Genomic DNA, 17,462 nt, shown 5'->3' with positions numbered 1-17,462 from the left:
GGCCCTCCGCGCCCCGGCGGCAACGTTTCTGCTCAGTTCTCCTCGTGGGCGACCGCGCGGCGCGCGTCCGCGTCCAGGACGCCCCAGCTGATCAGCTGCTCGGTCAGAACCGAGGGCGACTGGTCGTAGATGACCGCGAGCGTGCGCAGATCGTCCTGGCGGATCGACAGCACCTTGCCGTTGTAGTCACCGCGCTGCGACTGGATCGTCGCCGCGTAGCGCTGCAGCGGGCCGGCCTTCTCCTGCGGGACGTGGGCAAGCCGCTCCAGGTCGAGCACGAGCTTCGGCGGCGGCTCGGCGGCCCCGCCCGGGGTCGTGCCCGGCAGGAGCTCCTGCACGGGGACGCCGTAGAAGTCCGCCAGCTCGGCGAGGCGCTGCACCGTCACGGCACGGTCACCACGCTCGTACGAGCCGACCACGACGGCCTTCCAGCGGCCCTGGGACTTCTCTTCCACACCGTGGAGGGAAAGGCCCTGCTGGGTGCGGATGGCACGGAGCTTGGCCCCGAGCTGCTTTGCGTATTCGCTGGACATATAGCTCCCCGGACGCTGGACGCTGTAGACAACGTGCGGCTCCGCCGCCTGGCTGGTAACTCACTGTGAGGTTACGCAGCGTTACTCTCCTCCGTCAAGCCGAATGGTCCATACCGCCCCCTCTCGGGGGACGGCGCCCGGAGTGGCGGCAGGGTGGTGAGCAGGGCGGTCACCCGCCCCTGGTAGAGTCGAGGGCGCAATTCCGACGTCCTTTAAGGTCCGTCCCGTGAGGCGGAGAAGGAGGTCCGTTTCATATGGACGCACAGCAGCACACCGATGCGGCACGCCCGGTTCTCGAGGGTCCCGACATCGCGCGGGTCCTGACCCGCATCGCCCACGAGATCGTCGAGCGCGCCAAGGGTGCCGACGACGTGGTCCTCCTCGGCATCCCGACGCGTGGCGTCTTCCTCGCCCGTCGCCTGGCCGAAAAGCTCGCCGAGATCACCGGACGCACGATCCCGGTCGGCTCGCTCGACATCACCATGTACCGCGACGACCTGCGGATGAAGCCCGCCCGCGCCATCGGCCGCACCGAGATCCCCGGTGACGGCATCGACGGCCGGCTGGTCGTCCTCGTCGACGACGTGCTCTTCTCCGGCCGTACGATCCGCGCCGCCCTCGACGCGCTCGGCGACATCGGCCGCCCCAGGGCGGTCCAGCTCGCGGTCCTCGTCGACCGCGGCCACCGCGAACTTCCGATCCGTGCCGACTACGTCGGCAAGAACCTCCCCACGTCGCTGCGCGAGACGGTCAAGGTCCAGCTCGCCGAGGAGGACGGTCGCGACACCGTGCTGCTCGGCAGCAAGACCCCCGCCTAGCCGGTCCGGCTTCCCGACGGGTCCAGGGCACACCCCTGCGCGCCCGCGCCCCCGAGGGGGTGTTCCTGGTCACACCAGGACCCCCCACCTCCCGACCACGGAGAACACCCCGATGATGCGTCACCTCATCTCGGCCGCCGACCTCACGCGCGACGACGCCGTCCTCATCCTCGACACCGCCGAGGAGATGGCGCGGGTCGCCGACCGGCCGATCAAGAAGCTGCCCACCCTGCGCGGTCGGACCATCTGCAACCTCTTCTTCGAGGACTCCACGCGGACCCGGATCTCCTTCGAGGCCGCCGAGAAGCGCCTGTCCGCCGACGTGATCAACTTCGCGGCCAAGGGCTCCAGCGTCTCCAAGGGCGAGTCCCTCAAGGACACCGCGCAGACCCTGGAGGCGATGGGCGTCGACGCCGTCGTCATCCGCCACGGCGCCTCCGGAGCCCCGTACCGGCTCGCCACCTCCGGCTGGATCGACGCCCCCGTCGTCAACGCGGGCGACGGCACCCACCAGCACCCCACCCAGGCCCTGCTGGACGCCTTCACCATGCGCCGCCGTCTCGTCGGCCGCGACGCCGGCCTCGGCCAGGACCTCGCCGGCAAGCGCATCACGATCGTCGGAGACGTCCTGCACAGCCGGGTCGCCCGCTCCAACGTCGACCTGCTGCACACCCTCGGTGCCGAGGTCACCCTGGTGGCCCCGCCCACACTCGTCCCGGTCGGGGTCGAGACCTGGCCGTGCGACATCAGCTACGACCTCGACAGCGTGCTGCCGAAGTCCGACGCGGTCATGATGCTGCGTGTGCAGCGCGAGCGGATGAACGCGGCCTTCTTCCCGACCGAGCGTGAGTACTCGCGGCGGTACGGGCTCGACGGCGACAGGATGGCGAGGATGCCCGAGCACGCCATCGTCATGCACCCCGGCCCGATGGTCCGCGGCATGGAGATCACCGCCGAGGTCGCCGACTCGGACCGCTGCACGGTCATCGAGCAGGTCGCCAACGGCGTCTCCATCCGGATGGCCGTCCTCTACCTGCTTCTGGGCGGCAACGAGCCCGCCGTCAGCCCCACGCGCCCTCCCGTCTCCCACCACCACCCTTCCGACGAGCGCTTCGCGCGCACCGCTGATTCGGAGAGCAAGTAACCATGAGCAAGATTCTTATCCGCGGTGCCAAGGTGCTGGGCGGCGAGGCGCAGGACGTCCTGATCGACGGCGAGACCATCGCCGCGGTGGGCACGGGCCTGTCGGCCGAGGGCGCGACGGTGATCGAGGCCGACGGGCAGATCCTGCTGCCCGGCCTGGTCGACCTCCACACCCATCTGCGCGAGCCCGGCCGTGAGGACTCCGAGACCGTCCTCACCGGCACCCGCGCCGCCGCATCCGGCGGCTACACCGCCGTCTTCGCGATGGCCAACACCTTCCCGGTAGCCGACACCGCCGGTGTCGTCGAGCAGGTCTACCGGCTCGGCAAGGAGTCCGGCTACTGCGACGTGCAGCCCATCGGCGCCGTCACCGTCGGCCTGGAGGGCAAGAAGCTCGCCGAGCTCGGCGCCATGCACGACTCCGCCGCCGGCGTCACGGTCTTCTCCGACGACGGCAAGTGCGTCGACGACGCCGTGATCATGCGCCGCGCCCTGGAGTACGTGAAGGCCTTCGGCGGCGTCGTCGCCCAGCACGCCCAGGAGCCGCGCCTCACCGAGGGCGCCCAGATGAACGAGGGCATCGTCTCCGCCGAACTCGGTCTCGGCGGCTGGCCCGCGGTCGCCGAGGAGTCGATCATCGCCCGTGACGTGCTCCTCGCCGAGCACGTCGGCTCCCGGGTCCACATCTGCCACCTCTCCACCGCCGGCTCCGTCGAGATCGTCCGCTGGGCCAAGTCCCGCGGCATCGACGTCACCGCCGAGGTCACCCCGCACCACCTCCTCCTCACCGACGAGCTGGTACGCAGCTACAACCCGGTCTACAAGGTCAATCCGCCGCTGCGCACCGAGCGTGACGTGATGGCGCTCCGCGAGGCCCTGGCCGACGGCACCATCGACATCGTCGCCACCGACCACGCCCCGCACCCGCACGAGGACAAGGACTGCGAGTGGGCCGCGGCCGCCATGGGCATGGTGGGCCTGGAGACCGCGCTCTCCGTCGTCCAGCAGACGATGGTCGAGACCGGACTCCTCGACTGGGCCGGCGTCGCCGACCGGATGTCCGTCAAGCCCGCCGAGATCGGGCAGGCCAAGGGCCACGGACGCCCCGTCTCGGCAGGTGAGCCCGCCAACCTGACCCTGGTCGATCCGGCATACCGTGGTCTCGTGGACCCCGCGGGCTTCGCCTCCCGCAGCCGCAACACCCCCTACGAGGGCCGCGAGCTGCCGGGACGCGTCACCCACACCTTCCTGCGGGGCCGGGCAACGCTCGTCGACGGGAAGCTGGCGTGACACTCATCGAACTGGCCGCCGAGGCCGAGAAGAAGTCGGCGGAGGTGACCGACTGGGCCGGACGGATCGGCTGGGTCGCGGGACTCCTGCTCTTCGTCGCCTTCGTCTACTGGCTGATGCGCCAGGGATGGAAGTGGCGCGGCAGCCTCCAGTCGGACCTCCCCGAACTGCCGGGAATGCCCGAGCCCGCCGGTGAGGCGACACTGAAGCTCAGCGGCCGGTACCACGGCTCGACCACGGCCGGACAGTGGCTCGACCGGATCGTCGCCCACGGCCTCGGCACCCGCAGCCGCGTCGAGCTCACCCTCACGGACGCGGGGATCGAGGTCGTACGCCCCGGGGCGAACGACTTCCTCATCCCGGCCGCGGCCCTGCGCGAGGCCCGGCTCGACAAGGGAATCGCGGGCAAGGTCCTCGCCGAGGGCGGGCTGCTGATCGTCACGTGGGCGCACGGCGAGAAGCTGCTCGACTCCGGCTTCCGGTCCGACCGGGCGGCGGAACACGCCACCTGGACCGAGACCCTCAACAGCATGATCAAGACGACGGAAGGCACCGCACGATGACGACCTCCACCCGGGGAACCGGCAAAGTTCCCGCCGTACTCGTCCTGGAGGACGGCCGCATCTTCCGCGGCCGCGCCTACGGGGCCGTGGGGGAGACCTTCGGCGAGGCCGTGTTCTCCACCGGCATGACCGGCTACCAGGAGACCCTGACCGACCCGTCGTACCACCGCCAGGTCGTCGTGATGACCGCCCCGCACGTCGGCAACACCGGCGTGAACGACGAGGACCCCGAGTCCTCCCGCATCTGGGTCTCCGGCTACGTCGTCCGCGACCCCGCGCGCGTCTCCTCCAACTGGCGCGCCAAGCGCTCGCTGGACGAGGAACTCGCCGCCCAGGGCGTCGTCGGCATCTCCGGCATCGACACCCGCGCCCTCACCCGCCACCTGCGCGAGAGCGGCGCCATGCGCGTCGGCATCTTCTCCGGCAACGCGCTGCCCGACGAGGGCACCATGCTCGCCGAGGTCCGCCAGGCCCCCGAGATGACGGGCGCGAACCTCTCCGCCGAGGTCGCCACCAAGGAGACGTACGTAGTCCCCGCGATCGGCACCAAGAAGTTCACCGTCGCCGCCGTCGACCTCGGCATCAAGGGCATGACCCCGCACCGCATGGCCGAGCGCGGCATCGAGGTCCACGTCCTGCCCGCCACCGCGACCGCCGAGGACGTCTACGCCGTCAACCCCGACGGTGTGTTCTTCTCCAACGGCCCCGGCGACCCGGCCACGGCCGACGGCCCCGTCGCCGTCATGCGGGCCGTCCTGGAGCGCAGGACCCCGCTCTTCGGCATCTGCTTCGGCAACCAGATCCTCGGCCGCGCGCTCGGCTTCGGCACCTACAAGCTGAAGTACGGCCACCGAGGCATCAACCAGCCGGTGCAGGACCGTACGACCGGCAAGGTCGAGGTCACCGCGCACAACCACGGCTTCGCCGTCGACGCGCCCCTCGACAAGGTCTCCGAGACCCCCTTCGGGCGTGCCGAGGTCTCGCACGTCTGCCTGAACGACAACGTGGTGGAAGGCCTCCAGCTGCTCGACCAGCCGGCCTTCTCCGTCCAGTACCACCCCGAGGCCGCCGCTGGCCCGCACGACGCCGCGTACCTCTTCGACCGTTTCGTATCCCTGATGGAGGCCGAGCGTGCCTAAGCGCACCGATATCCAGTCCGTCCTGGTCATCGGCTCCGGCCCGATCGTCATCGGCCAGGCCGCGGAGTTCGACTACTCCGGCACCCAGGCCTGCCGCATCCTCAAGGCCGAGGGCCTGCGGGTGATCCTGGTCAACTCCAACCCGGCCACGATCATGACCGACCCGGAGGTCGCCGACGCCACCTACGTCGAGCCGATCACCCCCGAGTTCGTCGAGAAGATCATCGCCAAGGAGCGCCCCGACGCCCTGCTGCCCACCCTCGGCGGCCAGACCGCGCTCAACACCGCGATCTCCATGCACGAGCAGGGCGTACTGGAGAAGTACGGCGTCGAGCTCATCGGCGCCAACGTGGAGGCCATCCACAAGGGCGAGGACCGCGACCTCTTCAAGGGCGTCGTCGAGGCCGTCAAGGCCAAGATCGGCTACGGCGAGTCCGCCCGCTCGGTCATCTGCCACTCCATGGACGACGTCCTCAAGGGCGTCGAGACGCTCGGCGGCTACCCCGTCGTGGTCCGCCCCTCCTTCACCATGGGCGGCGCCGGCTCCGGCTTCGCCCACGACGAGGACGAGCTGCGCCGCATCGCCGGCCAGGGTCTGACCCTGTCTCCCACCACCGAGGTGCTCCTGGAGGAGTCCATCCTCGGCTGGAAGGAGTACGAGCTGGAGCTGATGCGCGACAAGAACGACAACGTCGTGGTCGTCTGCTCCATCGAGAACTTCGACCCGATGGGCGTCCACACCGGTGACTCGATCACCGTCGCCCCGGCGATGACCCTCACCGACCGCGAGTACCAGCGACTGCGGGACATCGGCATCGCGATCATCCGCGAGGTCGGCGTCGACACGGGCGGCTGCAACATCCAGTTCGCGGTCAACCCGGACGACGGCCGGATCATCGTCATCGAGATGAACCCGCGCGTCTCCCGCTCCTCCGCCCTCGCCTCCAAGGCGACCGGCTTCCCGATCGCGAAGATCGCGGCACGTCTCGCCGTCGGCTACACGCTGGACGAGATCCCCAACGACATCACGGAGAAGACCCCGGCGTCCTTCGAGCCCACGCTCGACTACGTCGTGGTCAAGGCCCCTCGGTTCGCCTTCGAGAAGTTCCCGCAGGCCGACTCCACACTGACCACGACCATGAAGTCCGTCGGCGAGGCCATGGCCATCGGCCGCAACTTCACCGAGGCGCTGCAGAAGGCACTGCGCTCCCTGGAGAAGAAGGGCTCGCAGTTCACCTTCGTCGGTGAGCCCGGCGACAAGGCCCAGCTGCTGAGCGAGGCGGTCCGCCCGACCGACGGCCGTATCAACACCGTCATGCAGGCCATCCGCGCCGGGGCCACCCCCGAGGAGGTCTTCGAGTCCACGAAGATCGACCCCTGGTTCGTCGACCAGCTCTTCCTCATCAAGGAGATCGCCGACGAGCTCGCCGAGGCCGAGAAGCTCCGGCCCGAGCTGCTCGCCGAGGCCAAGCGCCACGGCTTCTCCGACGCCCAGATCGCCGAGATCCGCGGCCTGCGCGAGGACGTCGTCCGCGAGGTCCGGCACGCCCTCGGCGTCCGCCCGGTCTACAAGACGGTCGACACCTGCGCCGCCGAGTTCGCGGCCAAGACCCCGTACTTCTACTCCTCGTACGACGAGGAGAGCGAGGTCGCGCCCCGCACCAAGCCCGCCGTGATCATCCTGGGCTCCGGCCCGAACCGCATCGGCCAGGGCATCGAGTTCGACTACTCCTGCGTCCACGCCTCCTTCGCCCTCAGCGACGCCGGCTACGAGACCGTGATGGTCAACTGCAACCCGGAGACCGTCTCCACGGACTACGACACCTCCGACCGCCTGTACTTCGAGCCGCTGACGCTCGAGGACGTGCTGGAGATCGTCCACGCCGAGACGCTCGCCGGCCCCGTCGCCGGTGTCGTCGTCCAGCTCGGCGGCCAGACCCCGCTGGGCCTCGCCCAGGCGCTCAAGGACAACGGCGTGCCCGTCGTCGGCACCTCCCCGGAGGCGATCCACGCCGCCGAGGACCGCGGCGCCTTCGGCCAGGTCCTCGCCGACGCGGGCCTCCCGGCCCCCAAGCACGGCACCGCGACCACCTTCGCCGGCGCCAAGGCCATCGCCGACGAGATCGGCTACCCCGTCCTCGTACGTCCCTCGTACGTGCTCGGCGGCCGCGGCATGGAGATCGTCTACGACGAGACCCGCCTGGAGTCGTACATCGCCGAGTCCACCGAGATCAGCCCCACCCGGCCGGTCCTGGTCGACCGCTTCCTCGACGACGCCATCGAGATCGACGTCGACGCCCTCTACGACGGCCACGAGCTCTACCTCGGCGGCGTCATGGAGCACATCGAGGAAGCCGGAATCCACTCCGGTGACTCGGCCTGCGCCCTGCCCCCGATCACCCTCGGCGGCTTCGACATCAAGCGCCTGCGCGCCTCCACGGAGGCCATCGCCAAGGGCGTCGGCGTCCGCGGCCTGATCAACATCCAGTTCGCGATGGCCGGCGACATCCTGTACGTCCTGGAGGCCAACCCGCGCGCCTCCCGGACCGTCCCCTTCACCTCGAAGGCGACCGCCGTACCGCTGGCGAAGGCCGCCGCCCGCATCTCGCTCGGCGCCACCGTCGCCGAGCTGCGCGAGGAGGGTCTGCTCCCGAAGACCGGCGACGGCGGCACCCTGCCGCTCGACGCGCCGATCTCCGTCAAGGAGGCCGTGATGCCGTGGACCCGCTTCCGCGACATCCAGGGCCGCGGCGTGGACACCGTCCTCGGCCCGGAGATGCGCTCCACCGGCGAGGTCATGGGCATCGACACCGTCTTCGGCACGGCGTACGCCAAGTCGCAGGCCGGCGCCTACGGCCCGCTGCCCACCAAGGGCCGCGCCTTCATCTCCGTCGCCAACCGCGACAAGCGCTCGATGATCTTCCCGGCGCGCGAGCTGGTCGCCCACGGCTTCGAGCTGATGGCCACCTCGGGCACGGCGGAGGTGCTCAAGCGCAACGGCATCAACGCCACGATCGTGCGCAAGCAGTCCGAGGGCGAGGGCCCGAACGGCGAGAAGACGATCGTCCAGCTCATCCACGACGGTCAGGTCGACCTGATCGTCAACACCCCGTACGGCACCGGTGGCCGCCTCGACGGCTACGACATCCGTACCGCGGCGGTCGCCCGCTCCGTCCCCTGCCTCACCACGGTCCAGGCGCTCGCCGCCGCCGTCCAGGGCATCGAGGCGCTGGGCCACGGCGACGTCGGCGTCCGCTCGCTCCAGGAACACGCGGAACACCTGACCGCGGCCCGCGACTAGCAACCCAAGAGGGGGACACCGGAAACGGTGTCCCCCTCTTGCTGAGGACACCCACATGTACAAGTTCTTCTTCCGTCTGGTCTTCAAGCGGATGGACCCGGAGCAGGCCCATCACCTGGCCTTCCGCTGGATCCGCCTGGCCGCCCGCGTCCCGGTGCTCCGCACCTTCGTCGCCGCCGTGCTCGCGCCCCGGCACAAGGAGCTGCGCACCGAGGCCCTCGGCCTGCGCATGCACGGCCCCTTCGGCCTCGCCGCCGGCTTCGACAAGAACGCCGTAGCCATCGACGGCATGTCGATGCTCGGCTTCGACCACATCGAGATCGGCACCGTCACCGGCGAGGCCCAGCCCGGCAACCCCAGGAAGCGGCTCTTCCGGCTCGTACCGGACCGCGCGCTCATCAACCGCATGGGCTTCAACAACGAGGGCTCCGCCGCCGTCGCCGAACGCCTCCACGCGCGCGTGCCGGTGTTCAGGACCGTCGTGGGCGTCAACATCGGCAAGACCAAGGTCGTCCCGGAGACCGAGGCCGCCGCCGACTACGTGAAGTCCACCGAGCGCCTCGCCCGGTACGCCGACTACCTGGTCGTCAACGTCTCCTCCCCGAACACCCCGGGGCTGCGCAACCTCCAGGCCACCGAGTCCCTGCGCCCGCTGCTCACCGCGGTACGCGAGGCGGCCGACCGCACGGTCACCGACCGCCGCGTCCCGCTCCTGGTCAAGATCGCCCCCGACCTGGCCGACGAGGACGTCGACGCCGTCGCCGACCTGGCCCTGGAGCTCGGTCTCGACGGCATCATCGCCACCAACACCACCATCGCCCGCGAGGGTCTCGGCCTGAAGTCCGACCCGGCCCTGGTCAAGGAGACCGGCGGCCTCTCCGGCGCCCCCGTCAAGGAGCGCTCCCTGGCCGTCCTCAGGCGCCTCCACGCACGCGTGGGCGACCGGCTGGTCCTCGTGGGCGTCGGCGGCATCGAGAACGCCGAGGACGCCTGGCAGCGCATCCTGGCGGGGGCCACCCTGATCCAGGGCTACAGCGCCTTCATCTACGAGGGGCCGTTCTACGCCCGCGCGATCCACAAGGGCCTCGCCGCGCGCCTCGCCGCCTCCCCGTACGACACCCTCGCCGAGGCCGTCGGCGCCGACAACCGAAAGGCCGCAACCACGTGACCGCCCTCCCGTCGCCCGACCGCCACCCCTCGACGACGCCCTCCGGGCGGCCCCTGCCGTTCGGCGCCCGTCTGCGCTCCGCCATGGACGAGCGCGGTCCGCTCTGCGTCGGCATCGACCCGCACGCCGCGCTCCTCGACTCCTGGGGCCTGACCGACGACATCGCGGGCCTGGAGCGCTTCACCTTCACGGTCGTCGAGGCGCTCGCGGAGACCGTGGCCGTCTTCAAGCCGCAGGCCGCGTTCTTCGAGCGCTTCGGCTCGCGCGGCATCGCCGTCCTGGAGCGCGCCGTCGCCGATCTGCGGGCCGCGGGCGGCCTGGTCGTCATGGACGCCAAGCGCGGCGACATCGGCTCCACCATGGCCGCGTACGCCGAGGCCTTCCTCCGCAAGGACTCCCCGCTCTTCTCGGACGCGCTCACGGTCTCGCCGTACCTCGGGTACGGCTCCCTCAAGCCGGCCGTCGACCTGGCGCGGGAGTCCGGGGCGGGTCTCTTCGTCCTGGCACTCACCTCCAACCCCGAGGGCGCGGAGGTCCAGCGGGCCGTCCGCGAGGACGGGCGGACCATCGGCGCCACGATGCTGGCCCACCTCGCCGAGGAGAACGCGGGGGAGACCCCCATGGGCTCCTTCGGCGCGGTGGTCGGCGCGACGCTCGGCGATCTGTCCTCGTTCGACCTGGACATCAACGGCCCGCTCCTGGCCCCCGGCCTCGGCGCCCAGGGCGCGACCCCGGCCGACCTCCCCGCGGTCTTCGGCGCGGCCGTCCGCAACGTGGTCCCCAACGTCAGCCGGGGCGTCCTCAAGCACGGTCCGGACGCCTCCGCGCTGCGCGCCTCGGCGGGGCGCTACGCGAACGAGATCCGCGAGGCCGTCGCCGTCTGAGGGGCCTCCGGGCCAATGCGCAGGTGAGGGCCGTCTCATTCCTTGACAAGATCCTTACCCAAAACCCGGTTGTTATGCCGGAAAAGTCCTGGTCGGTCGATGCTGACCAGGACTTTTCGCTTGTTCTCGCTGACTGGAGAGGCATTGGCCGCTAGTCTCCGGGGCAGAGTCGGCGTTCCAACGTCACATGCGTTGGTCGCTGCTCCACTGGTGTGGGGCGATCAGGTTCCTCACCGGTCCGTATCCGACAGTTCGACATCCGAGGTGACGTAGGCGTGGCTCTTCCGCCCCTTACCCCTGAACAGCGCGCAGCCGCGCTCGAAAAGGCCGCCGCGGCTCGCCGGGAGCGGGCCGAGGTCAAGAATCGACTCAAGCACTCCGGCGCCTCCCTCCACGAGGTCATCAAGCAGGGCCAGGAGAACGACGTCATCGGCAAGATGAAGGTCTCCGCTCTGCTCGAGTCCCTGCCCGGCGTGGGCAAGGTCCGCGCCAAGCAGATCATGGAGCGACTCGGGATCTCCGAGAGCCGCCGTGTCCGCGGGCTCGGTTCCAACCAGATCGCCTCCCTGGAGCGCGAGTTCGGCAGCACCGGCGCCTGAGACGGGACTGCCGTCCCAGGCATGCCCGTAAAGCTGGAATAATCGCTGCATGGCAGCAGAGGTACGTCCGCGGCTGACCGTGCTCTCCGGCCCCTCCGGGGTGGGCAAGAGCACGGTCGTCGCTCATATGCGCAAGGTCCACCCCGAGGTCTGGCTCTCGGTGTCGGCCACGACACGAAAGCCCCGCCCCGGCGAGAAGCACGGCGTCCAGTACTTCTTCGTCACGGACGACGAGTTCGACAAGCTGGTCGCCAACGGGGAACTCCTCGAATGGGCCGAGTTCGCGGGCAACCGCTACGGCACGCCGCGCCAGGCGGTGCTCGAGCGCCTGGAAGCCGGCGAGCCGGTGCTCCTGGAGATCGACCTCCAGGGCGCCCGGCAGGTCAAGGAGTCCATGACGGACTCGCAGCTGGTCTTCCTGGCCCCGCCGAGCTGGGACGAACTGGTCCGCCGGCTCACCGGCCGCGGCACCGAGTCGCCCGAGGTCATCGAGCGCCGACTGGAGGCCGCGAAGATCGAACTGGCCGCCGAGCCGGAGTTCGACACCACCCTGGTCAACACCTCCGTCGAGGACGTGGCGCGTGAGCTGCTAGCCTTGATGAACGTTGTTTGATCTTTTTCTGATCACCTGGATCTGATCATCCCGATCAGCTCACCCAGAAGTTTCTTCGGAAGGCTAGAGCGTGTCCTCTTCCATCACCGCGCCCGAGGGCATCATCAACCCGCCGATCGACGAGCTGCTCGAGGCCACCGACTCGAAGTACAGCCTCGTGATCTACGCGGCCAAGCGCGCGCGTCAGATCAACGCGTACTACTCGCAGCTCGGCGAGGGCCTGCTCGAGTACGTCGGTCCCCTCGTCGACACCCACGTCCACGAGAAGCCGCTCTCGATCGCCCTGCGCGAGATTAACGCGGGTCTGCTGACCTCCGAGGCCATCGAGGGCCCGGCGCAGTAAGCACGTACGAACGTCGCGTTCGTCACCCCAGGCCCGGCGGAACATCCGCCGGGCCTGTGGTGTCTCATGGAGTCGTACGCATCCGAGGTACGCAGTCCGAGTGCGGGGAGTGGCAGTGGTGACCAAGCCGAAGGTCGTTCTGGGCGTCAGCGGCGGCATCGCCGCCTACAAGGCCTGTGAGCTGCTCCGGCGGCTGACCGAGTCGGGTCACGACGTCCGCGTCGTGCCGACCGACTCCGCCCTGAACTTCGTCGGCGCGGCCACCTGGTCCGCCCTCTCCGGCAACCCCGTCTCCACCGAGGTGTGGGAGTCCGTCCACGAGGTCCCGCACGTACGGATCGGGCAGGCCGCCGACCTCGTCGTCGTGGCCCCCGCCACCGCCGACATGCTCGCCAAGGCCGCCCACGGCCTCGCCGACGACCTCCTCACGAACACGCTGCTCACCGCCCGATGTCCGGTCGTCTTCGCCCCCGCGATGCACACCGAGATGTGGGAGCACCCCGCCACCCAGGAGAACGTGGCCACCCTCCGCCGGCGCGGCGCCGTCGTCATCGAGCCCGCCGTCGGCCGTCTCACCGGCGTCGACACCGGCAAGGGCCGGCTGCCGGACCCCGGCGAGATCTTCGAGGTCTGCCGACGGATTCTCGCGCGCGGCACGGCCGCCCCCGACCTCGTCGGCCGTCACGTCGTGGTCAGCGCGGGCGGCACGCGCGAGCCCCTCGACCCGGTCCGCTACCTGGGCAACCGTTCCTCCGGCAAGCAGGGCTACGCCCTGGCCAAGGCCGCCGCCGCCCGGGGCGCCCGGGTCACGCTCGTCGAGGCCAACACCGGCATCCCCGATCCGGCCGGGGTCGACGTCGTCCACGTCGGCACGGCGGTCCAGCTCCGCGAGGCCGTCCTCAAGGCCACGGCCGACGCCGACGCCGTGGTGATGGCCGCCGCCGTCGCCGACTTCCGCCCGGCCGTCTACGCCCCCGGCAAGATCAAGAAGCGGGACGACATCGAGGCGCCGGTCGTCGAGCTGGTACGCAACCCCGACATCCTCGCCGAGATCTCCGCCGACCGGGCCCTGCCGGACCAGGTGATCGTCGGCTTCGCGGCCGAGACGGACGACGTCCTGGCCAACGGGCGCGAGAAGCTCCGCCGCAAGGGCTGCGACCTGCTCGTGGTCAACGAGGTGGGCGAGCGCAAGACCTTCGGTTCCGAGGAGAACGAGGCCGTGATCCTCGGCTCCGACGGATCCGACACGCCCGTACCGTACGGGCCGAAGGAAGCGCTCGCCGAGAAGGTCTGGGACCTGGTCGCACCCCGCCTGCGGTCCCTTCCCTGAGGGAATTCGGGGAAATCTCACCCGTGGCCGGATTTCACCGTCCCAGCCGAGTGAATTCCCCGGGAAACCGGTCCAAGCGGGCGATCCTGGCCGGTGAGAGATGCGCGGACCGGACCGGAACCGGCGAGCGTGACGCTCCCATCTTCCGAGACACCTGGCCCAATGGCTGATGACGCCCGATAGACTGTTCTTGGTACGACGCGGGGCGCAGCCCCCTGCCGTCCGACATTGTTCAGCCAGCAGCCGCTGCAACCCCAGGGAGCATTGTGTCCCGTCGTCTGTTCACTTCGGAGTCCGTGACCGAAGGTCACCCCGACAAGATCGCTGACCAGATCAGCGACACCATCCTCGACGCGCTCCTCCGCGAGGACCCCACGTCCCGCGTGGCCGTCGAGACGCTGATCACCACCGGCCTCGTGCACGTCGCCGGTGAGGTCACCACGAAGGCGTGGGCCGACATCCCCACCCTCGTTCGGAACAAGATCCTCGAGATCGGGTACGACTCCTCGAAGAAGGGCTTCGACGGCGCCTCCTGCGGCGTCTCGGTCTCCATCGGGTCGCAGTCCCCGGACATCGCGCAGGGTGTCGACACGGCGTACGAGAAGCGCGTCGAGGGCGACGAGGACGAGCTGGACAAGCAGGGCGCCGGCGACCAGGGCCTGATGTTCGGCTACGCGTCGGACGAGACCCCCGAGCTGATGCCGCTCCCGATCTACCTCGCGCACCGGCTCTCCCGCCGGCTGACCGAGGTGCGCAAGAACGGGACGATCCCGTACCTGCGCCCCGACGGCAAGACCCAGGTCACCATCGAGTACGACGGCGACAAGGCCGTCCGTCTCGACACGGTCGTGGTCTCCTCGCAGCACGCCTCCGACATCGACCTCGAGTCGCTGCTCGCGCCCGACATCCGTGAGTTCGTCGTCGAGCACGTCCTGAAGCAGCTGGTCGAGGACGGCATCAAGCTGGACGTCGACGGCTACCGCCTCCTGGTCAACCCGACGGGCCGCTTCGAGATCGGCGGCCCGATGGGCGACGCGGGCCTCACCGGCCGCAAGATCATCATCGACACGTACGGCGGCATGGCCCGCCACGGCGGCGGCGCCTTCTCCGGCAAGGACCCGTCCAAGGTCGACCGCTCGGCCGCCTACGCGATGCGCTGGGTCGCCAAGAACGTCGTGGCCGCGGGCCTCGCCTCGCGCTGCGAGGTCCAGGTCGCGTACGCGATCGGCAAGGCCGAGCCCGTCGGACTCTTCGTGGAGACCTTCGGCACGAACACGATCGAGACCGAGAAGATCGAGAACGCCATCGGCGAGGTCTTCGACCTCCGCCCGGCCGCGATCATCCGCGACCTCGACCTGCTCCGCCCGATCTACGCCCAGACCGCGGCGTACGGCCACTTCGGCCGCGAGCTCCCCGACTTCACCTGGGAGCGCACGGACCGCGTGGACGCCCTGAAGAAGGCCGCGGGCCTGTAACCCGCGCCCGCCGCACACGACGGAGGCCCGGCACCCCTTGGGGGCGCCGGGCCTCCGCACGTGCGCCCGACCCCCCTGTCGGTGCGGTCTGGTAGGTATGGGGCTGTGAGCAGCGAGAACGAGACGCCCGAGGGTGCGGCCGGTGAGTCGCACGAGCAGCTCGCGCTCATTCGGGAGTCCGTGCGGAAGGCGAAGGTGCCGCGGGCCAAGCCGCGGACGTGGCGGGGCGCCGCGTTGGCCAAGGAGCTGCCCGTCGCGCGGGTGGTGGTCAACAAGGGGGTGCTCCATCTCGACCAGTTCTTCGACTACGCCGTGCCCGAGGAGCTGGACGCCGTCGCGCAGCCCGGGGTGCGGGTGCGGGTGCGGTTCGGGGCCGGGGCGCATCAGGTCAGGGACGGGCGGCGCGAGGGCGGGCGGCTGATCGACGGGTTCCTCGTCGAGCGGCGCGCCGAGTCGGACTACAAGGGCGCGCTGGCCGCGCTCGCTGACGTCGTGTCGCCCGAGCCGGTGCTGGACGCCGAGCTCCTGGGGCTCTTGCGGGCCGTCGCCGATCGGTACGCGGGGAGTCTGGCCGACGTCCTCCAGCTCGCGATTCCGCCCCGCAGCGCGCGAGCCGAGGGGAAGGCGTCCCCCGAGCCGCTGCCCCCGCCCGCCGCGCCCGAGGCGGGGAGCTGGGCGCGGTACGAGCGCGGGCCGGCGTTCCTGGACGCCCTGGCCCGCGGTGGCGCCCCACGCGCCGTGTGGAACGCGCTGCCGGGGCCGTACTGGGCCGAGGAGCTGGCCCGGGCCGTGGGCGCCACGCTCGCCTCCGGGCGCGGGGCGCTGGTCGTCGTACCCGACGGGCGGGCCGCCGCGCGGGTGGACGCGGCGCTGACGGCCCTCCTGGGGCCCGGACGGCACGCGCTGCTCACGGCCGAGACCGGACCGGAGAAGCGGTACGCCCAGTGGCTCGCCGTACGGCGAGGCTCCGTGCGGGCGGTCGTCGGTACGCGGGCCGCGATGTTCGCGCCCGTCCGCGACCTCGGGCTCGTCGCCATCTGGGACGACGGCGACGGCAGCCACAGCGAGCCGCACGCCCCGCAGCCCCACGCGCGCGACGTCCTGCTGCTGCGAGCCGCCCACGACAAGTGCGCCTTCCTGCTCGGCTCGACCAGCTGCACCGTCGAGGCCGCGCAGCTCGTGGAGTCCGGCTGGGCCGCTCCGATCGTCGCCGGCCGCGATCAGGTCCGCCTCGCCGCCCCGCTCGTACGCACCGTCGGGGACGAACTGCTCGCCCGCGACGAGGCGGCGCGCGCCGCGCGTCTGCCGTCGCTGGCCTGGGAGACCGTACGGGAGGGCCTGAAGACCGGCCCCGTGCTGGTCCAGGTCCCGCGACGGGGCTACGTCCCGAGGCTGGCATGCGAGCGCTGCCGGACGCCCGCCCGCTGCCGGCACTGCGCCGGGCCCCTGGAGGCCCCCGAGCAGCAGGAGCTGAGGTGCGGCTGGTGCGGGCGGGGCGCGCCGGACTGGCACTGCGCGGAGTGCGGCGCGACGCGGCTGCGGGCGCAGATCGTGGGCGCGCGGCGGACGGCGGAGGAGCTGGGCCGGGCGTTCCCGGCGGTACCGGTGCGGACGTCGGGCCGGGACCACGTCCTGGACACCGTGCCCGGGCGGCCCGCGCTCGTGGTGTCCACCCCGGGGGCGGAGCCGGTCGCCGAGGACGGCTACGCGGCGGCGCTTCTCCTCGACGGCTGGGCCATGCTCGGCCGCCCCGACCTGCGGGCGGGCGAGGAGGCGCTGCGCCGCTGGATCGACGCGGCCTCGCTGGTACGGGGGCAGGGCGAGGGCGGCACGGTGGTGGTGGTCGCGGAGCCCACGCTGCGGCCGGTGCAGGCGCTGGTGCGATGGGACCCTGTGGGACACGCCCAGCGCGAGCTGGCGGAGCGGGCGGAGCTGGGCTTCCCGCCGGTGTCCCGGATGGCGGCGGTCTCCGGCCCGCCGGAGGCGGTCGTGGCCTTCCTTTCGGCGGCCGAACTGCCTGGCGACGCCGAGGTGTTGGGGCCGGTTCCGCTGCCCGTCGTACGGCCCGGAGGCCCTCGGCGCCCGGGGGACGCTCCGCCGGGCGAGCACTGGGAGCGCGCTCTGGTCCGTGTCCCGCCGGGTAACGGTGCGGCGCTTGCGGCGGCGATGAAGAAGGCCCAGGCGGCGCGGCTTGCGCGGGGTGGCGGGGAGGTCGTGCGGGTGCGGGTGGATCCACCGGACATCGGCTGACGGGCTGTGGGGC

General features: G+C 71.0%; 15 protein-coding genes. 14 read left to right on the top strand and 1 reads right to left on the bottom strand.

Annotated features, from left to right (window positions below; genetic code table 11):
* Positions 1-32 precede the first annotated feature (32 nt).
* The gene (bldD, locus tag ACFUJR_RS35870) at positions 33-533 is read right to left on the bottom strand and encodes a transcriptional regulator BldD (protein ID WP_015032294.1); all 501 of its coding nucleotides are present in this window, start codon (positions 531-533) and stop codon (positions 33-35) included.
* Between the two features lie 254 nt (positions 534-787).
* On the opposite strand from bldD, the gene pyrR reads away from it, so the two are divergent.
* The 14 genes from pyrR to ACFUJR_RS35800 all read left to right on the top strand — a co-directional run bounded on the left by pyrR (position 788) and on the right by ACFUJR_RS35800 (position 17,449).
* The gene (gene pyrR / locus ACFUJR_RS35865; protein WP_383176546.1) at positions 788-1,351 is read left to right on the top strand and encodes a bifunctional pyr operon transcriptional regulator/uracil phosphoribosyltransferase PyrR; all 564 of its coding nucleotides are present in this window, start codon (positions 788-790) and stop codon (positions 1,349-1,351) included.
* A 112-nt stretch (positions 1,352-1,463) separates the two neighbouring features.
* Positions 1,464-2,495: an aspartate carbamoyltransferase catalytic subunit gene (locus tag ACFUJR_RS35860; protein WP_383176549.1), complete on the top strand. Its 1,032-nt coding sequence runs from the start codon at positions 1,464-1,466 to the stop codon at positions 2,493-2,495.
* A 2-nt stretch (positions 2,496-2,497) separates the two neighbouring features.
* A complete protein-coding gene (locus ACFUJR_RS35855; RefSeq protein ID WP_383176552.1) occupies positions 2,498-3,784 on the top strand; it encodes a dihydroorotase in 1,287 nt (428 codons plus the stop codon).
* Positions 3,781-4,347 carry a hypothetical protein gene (locus ACFUJR_RS35850; protein WP_383176554.1) on the top strand — a complete coding sequence of 189 codons (567 nt, stop codon included), beginning with the start codon at positions 3,781-3,783 and terminating at the stop codon, positions 4,345-4,347. Before ACFUJR_RS35855 ends, ACFUJR_RS35850 begins: the two co-directional genes overlap by 4 nt.
* Positions 4,344-5,486 (top strand): glutamine-hydrolyzing carbamoyl-phosphate synthase small subunit, encoded by a 1,143-nt coding sequence (gene carA / locus ACFUJR_RS35845; RefSeq protein WP_383176557.1) that lies wholly within the window; start codon positions 4,344-4,346, stop codon positions 5,484-5,486. The genes ACFUJR_RS35850 and carA overlap by 4 nt, the downstream gene beginning before the upstream one ends.
* A complete protein-coding gene (gene carB, locus ACFUJR_RS35840; RefSeq protein WP_383176560.1) occupies positions 5,479-8,787 on the top strand; it encodes a carbamoyl-phosphate synthase large subunit in 3,309 nt (1,102 codons plus the stop codon). Before carA ends, carB begins: the two co-directional genes overlap by 8 nt.
* Positions 8,788-8,842: 55 nt before the next feature.
* Positions 8,843-9,955 (top strand): quinone-dependent dihydroorotate dehydrogenase, encoded by a 1,113-nt coding sequence (locus tag ACFUJR_RS35835; RefSeq protein WP_383176563.1) that lies wholly within the window; start codon positions 8,843-8,845, stop codon positions 9,953-9,955.
* Complete coding sequence (pyrF, locus tag ACFUJR_RS35830) at positions 9,952-10,839, top strand: orotidine-5'-phosphate decarboxylase (RefSeq protein WP_383176566.1); 888 nt, start codon at positions 9,952-9,954, stop codon at positions 10,837-10,839. The genes ACFUJR_RS35835 and pyrF overlap by 4 nt, the downstream gene beginning before the upstream one ends.
* Before the next feature lie 275 nt (positions 10,840-11,114).
* Positions 11,115-11,438 carry an integration host factor gene (locus ACFUJR_RS35825; RefSeq protein WP_026246651.1) on the top strand — a complete coding sequence of 108 codons (324 nt, stop codon included), beginning with the start codon at positions 11,115-11,117 and terminating at the stop codon, positions 11,436-11,438.
* A gap of 49 nt (positions 11,439-11,487) precedes the next feature.
* The gene (gmk, locus tag ACFUJR_RS35820) at positions 11,488-12,051 is read left to right on the top strand and encodes a guanylate kinase (RefSeq protein WP_352186567.1); all 564 of its coding nucleotides are present in this window, start codon (positions 11,488-11,490) and stop codon (positions 12,049-12,051) included.
* A 70-nt stretch (positions 12,052-12,121) separates the two neighbouring features.
* Positions 12,122-12,394, top strand: a complete 273-nt coding sequence (gene rpoZ, locus ACFUJR_RS35815) for a DNA-directed RNA polymerase subunit omega (protein WP_005319902.1) — start codon at positions 12,122-12,124, stop codon at positions 12,392-12,394.
* 118 nt (positions 12,395-12,512) lie between these two features.
* Positions 12,513-13,724: a bifunctional phosphopantothenoylcysteine decarboxylase/phosphopantothenate--cysteine ligase CoaBC gene (gene coaBC, locus ACFUJR_RS35810; protein WP_383176570.1), complete on the top strand. Its 1,212-nt coding sequence runs from the start codon at positions 12,513-12,515 to the stop codon at positions 13,722-13,724.
* A 266-nt stretch (positions 13,725-13,990) separates the two neighbouring features.
* Positions 13,991-15,199 carry a methionine adenosyltransferase gene (gene metK / locus ACFUJR_RS35805; protein WP_383176573.1) on the top strand — a complete coding sequence of 403 codons (1,209 nt, stop codon included), beginning with the start codon at positions 13,991-13,993 and terminating at the stop codon, positions 15,197-15,199.
* A 105-nt stretch (positions 15,200-15,304) separates the two neighbouring features.
* Complete coding sequence (locus tag ACFUJR_RS35800; RefSeq protein WP_383176576.1) at positions 15,305-17,449, top strand: primosomal protein N'; 2,145 nt, start codon at positions 15,305-15,307, stop codon at positions 17,447-17,449.
* Positions 17,450-17,462 lie beyond the last annotated feature (13 nt).

The sequence above is a fragment of the Streptomyces sp. NPDC057271 genome, assembly GCF_042668715.1.
Lineage (GTDB): Bacteria > Actinomycetota > Actinomycetes > Streptomycetales > Streptomycetaceae > Streptomyces.
Note: the sequence above shows the minus strand (reverse complement) of the source record. Positions and strands in the feature narration are given on the sequence as shown.